Source organism: Streptomyces sp. DH12 (assembly GCF_020873895.1).
Taxonomy (GTDB): Bacteria; Actinomycetota; Actinomycetes; order Streptomycetales; family Streptomycetaceae; genus Streptomyces.
This window is the reverse complement of the sequence record NZ_JAHWGT010000723.1, coordinates 1-507: the sequence shown is the minus strand read 5'-3', so window position 1 is coordinate 507 and position 507 is coordinate 1. Positions and strand designations below refer to the sequence as shown.

General features: G+C 71.6%; 2 pseudogenes. Both read right to left on the bottom strand.

Annotation, left to right across the window (positions count from 1 at the left end):
• A pseudogene (locus LPA54_RS36725) lies at positions 1-160 on the bottom strand (xylose isomerase); the annotation flags it as partial.
• A gap of 3 nt (positions 161-163) precedes the next feature.
• Positions 164-507: pseudogene (locus LPA54_RS36720) on the bottom strand (hydrolase TatD); the annotation flags it as partial.

Sequence of the window (507 nt, the reverse complement as noted above, 5' to 3'; positions counted from 1 at the left end):
GCCACAGGCCGATGCCGAGCCGGTCCCGGCCGAGGCGTCGGCGAACGGGTTCGCAGTGGTCGCGGAGCTGGGCGAGGACTCCGTCGAGGGTCTCGGCGGGGTGGACGTTGGTGCAGTAGGCGAGGTGGACGGTGGAGCCGTCGGGGTGGCGGAAGCGCATGGCTCACGCCCCCGTGGCGTCGGCGGTGTCCGGTGCCGGTTCGTCTCTGGGCTGGCCGCGCAGGATGGAGTTGCCCTCGTGGGTGGCCTCGGTGGTGGTGACGTCGAGGCTGAGGCGTCCGCTGAGCCCGTAGAAGGCGACCGGGTTGCGCCACAGCACGCGGTCGACGTCGTCCTCGGTGAAGCCCTCGGCGAGCATCAGGTCGGCGACCTTGCGGGTCTTGAGCGGGTCGCTCCTCCCCCAGTCGGCGGCGGAGTTCACCAGCACCTGCTCGGGGCCGTAGGCGCGCAGGACGGCGACCATCCGCTCCTCGTCCATCTTGGTGTCGGGGTAGACGGAGAAGCCGA